The organism is Ramlibacter aquaticus, assembly GCF_015159745.1.
GTDB lineage: Bacteria > Pseudomonadota > Gammaproteobacteria > Burkholderiales > Burkholderiaceae_C > Ramlibacter > Ramlibacter aquaticus.
Window position 1 is genome coordinate 56730 of sequence record NZ_JADDOJ010000010.1, and the last position, 7873, is coordinate 64602.

Here is a 7873-nt window from a genome sequence, read left to right on the forward strand (position 1 = left end):
CGGCCCGAAGGATCCCTCGCCGTGAGCGTCTTCCTCAGCATCGCCTCCTACTGTGACCCGGTGCTGGGCTTCACCCTGGCGCGCGCGGTCGCCATGGCCCGCTGGCCGGAACGGCTGCACCTGGGGGTGGTGGACCAGTCGCCCGCCGACTGGCCGCAGCCGGATGCGCAGGCCCACGCGCCGGCCCGCCTGAGCCGGGTGCGCATCGACCCGGTCCATGCCCGCGGCCCCTGCTGGGCACGGGCCATCGCCATGAGCCTGTACGACGGCGAGGACTGGTTCCTGCAGGTGGATTCGCACATGGATTTCGAGCCGGGCTGGGACCAGACCCTGGCCGGCTGGGGCGAGCGCCTGCTGCCGGGGCGTCCCGGCTTCGTGCTGTCCTCCTACCCCAACGCTTTCGTCTTCGAGGGCGAGCGGCCGGTGCCGCGCCCGACCACGCGCAAGGTGCTCGCGCACGTGGTGAAGCCGGCGGCGCAGTTCGAGCCCGGGCACCTGGTGCTGCCCTTCGAGGCCCACCCGGTGGAGACCGATCTCGCGCTCACGGGCTACCACCTGGGCGCCGGCTGCCTGTTCGCGCCGGGCCGGCTGGTGCAGGACTTCCCGTACGACCCCTGGTACTACTTCCACGGCGAGGAGCAGGCGCTCGCGCTGCGGCTGTTCACGCACGGCTGGGACATCGTCCACATCCCCGGCCTGCCGCTCTACCACCTGTACAACACCGCCGGGGCCGGCGGGCCGGCGCGGCCCATGCACTGGGACGAGGCCGAGGACAGCGGCCGGCCGCAGGCCTGGTGGGCGCTGGAGCAGCGCTCGCAGGCGCGGCTGTCGGCCCTGATCGCGGGCGAGCCCCTGGGCGCCTATGGCCTGGGCACGGTGCGCAGCCTGGCCGACTACGCCCGCCTGTCGGGGATCGACTTCGGCCAGCGCCGCATCGAGGCGCGCGCCTACGCCGCCGTGGGCCGCCCCGCGCTGCCGGCCTGAGCCTGCGCGGCGACCTGCTGCGCCAGGCACAGGTCGGCCCAGGCCTTGGCCTTGTCGGGCAGGTTGCGCAGCAGGTAGGCCGGGTGGTAGCTCACCACCAGCGGAATGCCCTGGTACTGGTGGACGCGGCCGCGCAGCCGGCCTATGGGCTCGTCGGTGCGCAGCAGCGACTGCACCGCGAAGCGCCCCAGCGCCAGGATGATGCGGGGCGCCACCAGCTCGACCTGCCTGCGCAGGAAGGGCTCGCAGGACGCGACCTCGGCCGGCTCGGGGTTGCGGTTGCCGGGCGGCCGGCACTTGAGCACGTTGGCGATGTAGACGCCGCCGCCGCTGCGCGAGAGGCCCAGCGACCGCAGCATCGCGTCCAGCAGCTGGCCGGCCGGCCCGACGAAGGGCTCGCCGCGCAAGTCCTCCTGCTCGCCGGGGGCCTCGCCGACCACCATCCAGCCGGCCTGGCGGTCGCCGACGCCGAAGACCGTGTTGCGCCGGCCCTCGCACAGGCCGCAGGCCCGGCAGCCGGCGACGGTGCTGGCCAGCGACGCCCAGTCCAGGGTGGCGACCGGACCGGCCAGGGTCGGTTCCGGGGCGGCGGTGCGCACGGCGGGCGCCGGTTCGGCGGCCGGCACGGACAGGGGGACGGGGGCGGACGCAGGCGCGCGCGCCGCGGCCGGGACCGCTGCGGGCGGCGATGCGACAACGCCCGGCGCGGCGGCCTGTGCCGCGGGGCTGGCGACGGGACGGGCCGCGGCGGAAGCAGCAGCCGCCTGCGCGCCCACCAGGCCGGGCAGCCAGGCGATCCCCATTTCGGCCAGCATGGCCTGCTGGCGCTCGTCCAGGTCCAGGCTCACAGCTTCAGGCTCATGACGATGGCATCCTCGCGGCCGCCGTGCGCCGGGTAGTAGCCCGGGCGCTGGCCCACCGTGCGGAAGCCGTGCCGCTCGTAGATGCGCTGGGCGCGGGTGTTGCTCACGCGCACCTCCAGCCACAGCCACTGCGCGCCCTGCGAGCGCGACCACAGGCTCAGGCCGTCGAGCATGGCCCGGCCCCAGCCCTGGCCCTGGTAGGCGGGCGCGACGGTGATGTTCAGGAGGTGGACCTCGTCCACGCCCTTCATGGCCACGAAGTAGCCCAGCAGGGTGCCGCCCGCCTGCAGCAGCTGGGCCTGGTAGCCCGAACGCAGCGAGTCGCTGAAATTGCCGCGCGTCCAGGGGTGGCTGTAGGCGAGCTGCTCCAGCGCCATCACCTCGGACAGGCGGTCCTCGGTCATGGGCAGGAATTCGGCTTCGGCGGGCTGGACGACGGCACTCATGCGGACGCGGCGCGCGCAGCCGCGCGCTCCTCGGTGGTTTGGGCCACTTTATCGCGGATGTAGAGGGGCTGTGCCGAGGCGGCGTCGCCGCCCTGGCCTGCGGCCAGCAGCGCCGGCGCCAGCCGCAGCAGCGCTGCGGCGGTGGGCAGCGCGGCGATGCGCGGCGCCCCCTGCGGCAGCCGGCTGCCATAGGCGTCGAAGGCGTTGCCGGCCAGCGTCCAGCCCGGGGCCGGCTGCACGTCCTCGGGCGCCAGCAGCCGGGCGGCACCGTCGCTGCGCCAGCCCGCGGCCGTGCGTTCCCAGGCCTGGGCATAGACCTGGTCCATGCGCGCATCGAGCAAGGCCAGGACCTGCGCCACCGCGCCCCGGGCATGGGCCTCCTCGGCCACGGCCAGCAGGGTGTCCACCCCGAGCACGGGCCGCCCGGCCCCCCAGGCCAGGCCCTGGGCCACCGCACAGGCGGTGCGCAGGCCGGTGAAAGACCCGGGCCCGCGGCCGAACACGATCGCGTCCAGCGCGCCCAGGGCCAGCCCGGCCTGGGCCAGCAGGTCCAGGCAGGCCGGCACCAGCGTGGCCGAGGCCTGGGCCCCCCCCGGGCCCTCGTGCACGCGCAGCGACCCGTCCGCGGCCTGGACGGCCACGCTCAGGTGCTCGGTGCTGGTGTCGAAGGCGAGGAGTTTCACGGGTGTCGGGGGCGAGCCCGCCATTATCGGACGACATAATGCCCGCCATGCCGATCGCCCGCGCCTGGTCCGCCTGCCTGCTCGCCCTGGTGGCCGCGACGCCCGTGCTGGCGCAGCCGCTGCCGCCGGAGGTGGAGGCGGCGCTGGCCCGGGCCCGGATCCCGCGCGAGGCCATCGCGGTCGTGGTCGCCGAGGCCGGCCATGCAACCCCGCCCCGCCTGGCCTGGCGCGCCGACGCGGCGCTGCAGCCCGCCTCGCTGGCCAAGCTGGCCACCACCTTCGCCGCGCTGGACCTCTTGGGACCGGCCTGGCGCTGGACCACGCCGGTCTACCTGGACGGCCCGGTGCGGGACGGCACGCTGCAGGGCAGCCTCTACATCCGCGGCCAGGGCGATCCCAAGCTGGTGCTGGAGCGGCTGTGGCTGCTGCTGCGGCGCGTGAAGTCCCTGGGGGTGCGGCAGATCGCGGGCGACATCGTGCTGGACCGCTCCGCCTTCGACGTGCCGGCGCGCAACGCGGCCGCCTTCGACGGCGAGCCGCTGCGGCCCTACAACGCCAGCCCGGACGCGCTGCTGCTGAACTACAAGTCGGTGGTCTACAGCTTCACGCCGCTGGGCCAGCAGGCCATGGTGCAGGCCGACCCGCCGCTGGACGGCGTGCAGGTGCCGGCCAGCGTGCCGCTGCTGCCGTCGCCACGCGGCGGATGCGGCGACTGGCGCAGCGCCCTGCGGGCCGACTTCAGCAACCCCGCACAGGTGAAGTTCGCCGGCGGCTACCCGGCCGGCTGCGGCGAGAACAGCTGGCCCGTGGCCTTCGCCGACCCGTCCAGCTATGCCGAGCGCGCGGTCGGCGGCCTGTGGCGCCAGCTGGGCGGCGGCCTGCAGGGCCGGGTGCGCGAGGGCCGCGTGCCGGACGGGCTGGCCCCGGCTTTCGAGAGCGCCTCGCCGCCGCTCGCCGAGGTGGTGCGCGACATCAACAAGTTCAGCAACAACGTGATGGCCCAGCAGCTGTTCCTCACGCTGGGCGGGCTGCAGCAGGGCCGTCCCGCCACGCTGGAAGGCGGCCGGGCCGCGCTGCAGGCCTGGTGGAAGCAGCGCTTCCCCGCCGACGCGCAGCCGCCCTACTTCGACAACGGCTCGGGCCTCTCGCGCGAGGAGCGCATCACGGCCGGCCAGCTGGCCGGCCTGCTGCAGGCGGCCTGGGCTTCGCCGGTCATGCCGGAACTGCTCGCCTCCCTGCCCGTGGTGGGCGTGGACGGCACCCTGCGGCGTGCGCACGCGGCGCCCGGGCTCGCCCACCTCAAGACCGGCAGCCTGCGCGACGTCGCCGGCATCGCGGGCATCGTGGACGGCCTGGGCGGGCGGCGCTGGGTGCTGGTGGCGGTGGTGAACCATCCGCAGGCCGCTGCGGCCCGGCCCGCGCTGGACGCGCTGGTCGACTGGGCGGCGCAGGAGCCCTGATGGCCGGCTGGGGCGACCTCCTGGGCTACGCGGCGGCGACGCTGACCACCTGCAGCTTCGTGCCGCAGGTGTGGCACACCTGGCGCTCGCGCGACGTGAGCGGCATCTCGCTCGGGATGTACGCCGTCTTCACGCTCGGCGTCTTCCTCTGGCTGTGCTACGGCTGGCTGGCCGGGGCCTGGCCCATCGTGGTGGCCAACGCCATCACCTTGTCCCTGGCGCTGGCCATCCTGGCGATGAAGCTGCGCTGGCAGCGGGCCTAGGCCCGCCGCCGGCCCGCATCACCAGCGGCTGATGACGCGGCTGTAGACGTAGTTGCCCAGCTGCTGGTTGCCCACCGGCGTCAGGTACACGCGGTCGGCGAACAGGAAGGTCGCCGGCGTGGCGGCCGCCAGCGTGGCGACGCTGCACAGCGAGGAATTGATCTGGCCGGCGCCCGTGCCTATGCCCTGGCCGGCGTCGACCGAGGTGCAGACGGGGTTGTTGACGTCGACGATGCCGTAGCTGCCGGGGCTGCCGTAGAGCAGGTTCACGATGAAGGCCGTGTCCACGTACAGCATGTCCTGGCCCTCGTTGACCAGGTCCACCAGCAGCGTGGTCGTGAACTTGGTGGTGGCCGCGGCCATCAGCGCCTGCTGGCCGGTCTGCGTGGCCCACGAGGACTTGCTCATGTCATAGGGCGGCACCAGCACCACGTGGGTGGCGCCGGCCGCCTTCAGGCGCAGGGCCTGCGCCGCCATGTCGTGCGCGGCCTGGGCCACGTTGGCCAGCATCTGGTCGGAGGTCTGCTGGCCGCCCAGCACCTTCTGGATCTCGGCCACCAGGTCGGCGGTGCCGGCGCCGAGGAAGAGCAGGTCCGTGGGCGCGGGCGTGCTGGCGGCCAGGAAGCTGCTCACCTGCTGCTGCACCGTGGGGGTGGTGGCATCGCCGCCGGCATCGGGCTGCTGGGTGATGCGCGCGCTGCCCCAGGCGTAGTTGGTGCCGCCTGCGCTGGAGGGGTTGAGCGCCAGCCCGTACTGCGCGGCCACGTACACCGCCCAGTTGTTGATGCTGCCGTCGTTCACGCTGTAGCGCGCGCCGGTGCGCTGCCCGGCGTCGGTGAAGGCGTCGCCGAACGCGACCAGGCGCGTCGGGTGGAACTGGGATTCGATGGTGCCCGAGCCGCAGCCCGCCAGGGCCAGGGTCGCGCCCGCTGCCAGCGTCATCAGCGCGCGGCGGATCCAGTCAAGACTCATGGGAGATCTCCAATCAGAACAGCGAGTTTAGCCGTGCGGCCTCAGGCGGCCGCGGCACGGCGCAGACGGTCGTGCACGCCCTCCCACTCGGGGGCGGCCGGCGGGGTTTCGACCCAGATGAGGTCCACGCCCTGGGCGTCGAGTTCCCGCAGCACGGCAAAGAGCTGGCGCGCCGCTTCCGCGGCATCACCCGGCATGGCCCGGCGCAGCACGCCGGCCGAGGGCGTGCGCAGCACGGCACGCGACCAGGTGGCGATGCGTGTCGCATCGCGGCCCAGCAGGTCGAGCGCCGTCTGCAGGGCCTGGGCGTCCATCAGCCGGACCCGGGCGCGGGGTGCGTAGTGCGATTCCAGCGTGCCCGAGGCGCGGGGCGCGGCGCCCGGCAGGTCGGCCGGGTCGCGCAGGCGTTCGCCGCAGGCCGCCTCGATCTGCGCGCGGGACAGCATGCCCGGGCGCAGCAGCACCGGCCCGCCGCGGCTGCAGTCCACGATCGCGGATTCGATGCCCACCGGGCAGGCCCCGCCGTCCAGCACCAGCAGGCCCTCGTCGAACTCGCCGGCCACGTGCAGCGCGGTGGTCGGGCTGACACGGCCGAAGCGGTTGGCGCTGGGGCCGGCGACGCCGGGCACGGGCGGCTGCGCGTGCGCGGCCGCCTCCAGCAAGGCATGCGCCACCGGGTGCGCCGGGCAGCGCAGGCCGATGGTGTCCTGGCCGCCGGCCGCGGCGCCGGCCACACCAAGGCGCCGGGGCAGGATCAGGGTCAGCGGGCCGGGCCAGAAGGCGTCCATGAGGCGCTGGGCGAAGGCCGGCACCGAGGCCGCGAACGACGCCACCTGCGCCGCGCCGGGCACGTGCACGATCAGCGGGTGGTCGGCCGGCCGGCCCTTGGCCGCGAAGATGCGCGCCACCGCCGCGTCGTCGGCGGCGTTGGCGCCCAGGCCGTAGACGGTCTCGGTGGGAAAGGCCACCAGCCGGCCCTGCGCCAGCGCCTGCGCGGCCTGCGCGATGGAGGCGGGATCGTCGCCGGGCAGGATCATCAGAAGGGCTCGATGCCGAGCAGCGCCGCAGCCTGCAGCGCCCGCTCGCGCGCGGCGGCCACGGTCGGCGCCGTGACGGTGAGGTGGCCCATCTTGCGGCCGCGCCGCGCCTCGACCTTGCCGTACAGGTGCAGGTGCATGCCGGGCAACGCGAGCAGGGCGGCCCAGTCGGGCTCGCGCTGGGTGTCGCCCTGCCGCAACCACAGGTCGCCCAGCAGGTTCAGCATGAAGGCCGGGCTGTGCTGGCGCGGCTGCACCAGCGGCAGGCCGGCCAGGGCGCGCACCTGCAGGTCGAACTGCGAGACGTCGCAGGCGTCGATGCTGTAGTGGCCGCTGTTGTGCGGCCGTGGCGCCATCTCGTTGACGACGAAGCTGCCGTCCTGCAGCAGGAAGAACTCGACGCACAGCACGCCCACGTAGCCCATGCCGGCGGCGATGTCGCGCGCGGCCGCGACCGCCGCCGTCGCGGTGTCGGGCGGCAGCACCGCGTCGTGCACCTCGGTCACGGCCAGGATGCCGTCGCGGTGCAGGTTGCGCTGCACCGGCAGGTGCACCACCTGGCCGTCGCGGCCGCGGGCCAGCACCACCGAGCATTCGGCTGCCAGCGGCAAGAGCTGCTCGAGCACGCAGGGCACGCGCTGCAGCGACTCCCAGGCCGCCGCGAGGCCGGCCGCATCGCGCACGCGCACCTGGCCCTTGCCGTCATAGCCCAGGCGGGCGGTCTTGAGCACGCCCGGCAGCAGCGCTGCCGGCACCGCGGCGAGCTGCTGCGGCGTCTCGATCACCGCGTGCGGGGCGCAGCGGGCCCCGCAGCGCACGAAATGGGCCTTCTCGCGGGCCCGGTCCTGGGCGATGGCGACCGCGTCGGCGCCGGGCGCGACGGGCCGCGTGCGCGCCAGCCGGGCCAGCGCCTCGGCCGGGACGTTCTCGAATTCGGTGGTGATGGCCGCGCTGACCCGGGCCAGCGCGTCCAGGCCCTGCGGGTCCAGGTAGCCGGTGCGCACATGGTGGTGGCTGACGCGGCCGGCCGGGCTGGCCTCGTCCGGGTCCAGCACGGCGGTGAAGTAGCCCATGGCCTGCGCGGCGTGCACGAACATGCGGCCGAGCTGGCCGCCGCCCATCACGCCCAGGGTGGCGCCGGGCAGGCCATGGGCTACTTCACCGC

9 protein-coding genes are annotated in these 7873 nt (G+C 74.9%); 3 read left to right on the top strand and 6 right to left on the bottom strand.

What is annotated here, in order from left to right:
- Positions 1–21: 21 nt before the first annotated feature.
- On the top strand, positions 22–984 hold the full coding sequence (locus IM725_RS04215) for a GlcNAc-transferase family protein (protein ID WP_193779324.1): 963 nt from the start codon (positions 22–24) through the stop codon (positions 982–984).
- On the opposite strand, the gene IM725_RS04220 is transcribed toward IM725_RS04215, so the two are convergent.
- Genes IM725_RS04220 through tsaB form a run of 3 tightly spaced genes read right to left on the bottom strand, consistent with a single transcriptional unit; the run spans position 948 to position 2976 of the window.
- On the bottom strand, positions 948–1799 hold the full coding sequence (locus IM725_RS04220) for a uracil-DNA glycosylase (RefSeq protein WP_193779334.1): 852 nt from the start codon (positions 1797–1799) through the stop codon (positions 948–950). The genes IM725_RS04215 and IM725_RS04220 overlap by 37 nt on opposite strands.
- Positions 1800–1828: 29 nt before the next feature.
- Positions 1829–2293 carry a ribosomal protein S18-alanine N-acetyltransferase gene (rimI, locus tag IM725_RS04225; RefSeq protein WP_193779325.1) on the bottom strand — a complete coding sequence of 155 codons (465 nt, stop codon included), beginning with the start codon at positions 2291–2293 and terminating at the stop codon, positions 1829–1831.
- The gene (tsaB, locus tag IM725_RS04230; RefSeq protein WP_193779326.1) at positions 2290–2976 is read right to left on the bottom strand and encodes a tRNA (adenosine(37)-N6)-threonylcarbamoyltransferase complex dimerization subunit type 1 TsaB; all 687 of its coding nucleotides are present in this window, start codon (positions 2974–2976) and stop codon (positions 2290–2292) included. Before tsaB ends, rimI begins: the two co-directional genes overlap by 4 nt.
- A 47-nt stretch (positions 2977–3023) precedes the next feature.
- On the opposite strand from tsaB, the gene dacB reads away from it, so the two are divergent.
- Together dacB and IM725_RS04240 are read left to right on the top strand one after the other, a co-directional pair.
- Positions 3024–4436 (top strand): D-alanyl-D-alanine carboxypeptidase/D-alanyl-D-alanine endopeptidase, encoded by a 1413-nt coding sequence (dacB, locus tag IM725_RS04235; protein WP_193779327.1) that lies wholly within the window; start codon positions 3024–3026, stop codon positions 4434–4436.
- On the top strand, positions 4436–4699 hold the full coding sequence (locus IM725_RS04240) for a SemiSWEET transporter (RefSeq protein WP_193779328.1): 264 nt from the start codon (positions 4436–4438) through the stop codon (positions 4697–4699). The genes dacB and IM725_RS04240 overlap by 1 nt, the downstream gene beginning before the upstream one ends.
- Before the next feature lie 18 nt (positions 4700–4717).
- Here the strand turns inward: IM725_RS04240 and IM725_RS04245 are convergent, their stop codons facing one another.
- Genes IM725_RS04245 through IM725_RS04255 form a run of 3 tightly spaced genes read right to left on the bottom strand, consistent with a single transcriptional unit; the run spans position 4718 to position 7853 of the window.
- Entirely contained in the window at positions 4718–5671 is a 954-nt protein-coding gene (locus IM725_RS04245) for an SGNH/GDSL hydrolase family protein (protein WP_193779329.1), read from the bottom strand.
- Positions 5672–5712: 41 nt separating this feature from the next.
- Positions 5713–6708, bottom strand: a complete 996-nt coding sequence (locus IM725_RS04250) for an L-threonylcarbamoyladenylate synthase (RefSeq protein WP_193779330.1) — start codon at positions 6706–6708, stop codon at positions 5713–5715.
- A complete protein-coding gene (locus IM725_RS04255; RefSeq protein WP_227753570.1) occupies positions 6708–7853 on the bottom strand; it encodes a 5-(carboxyamino)imidazole ribonucleotide synthase in 1146 nt (381 codons plus the stop codon). The genes IM725_RS04250 and IM725_RS04255 overlap by 1 nt, the downstream gene beginning before the upstream one ends.
- Positions 7854–7873 lie beyond the last annotated feature (20 nt).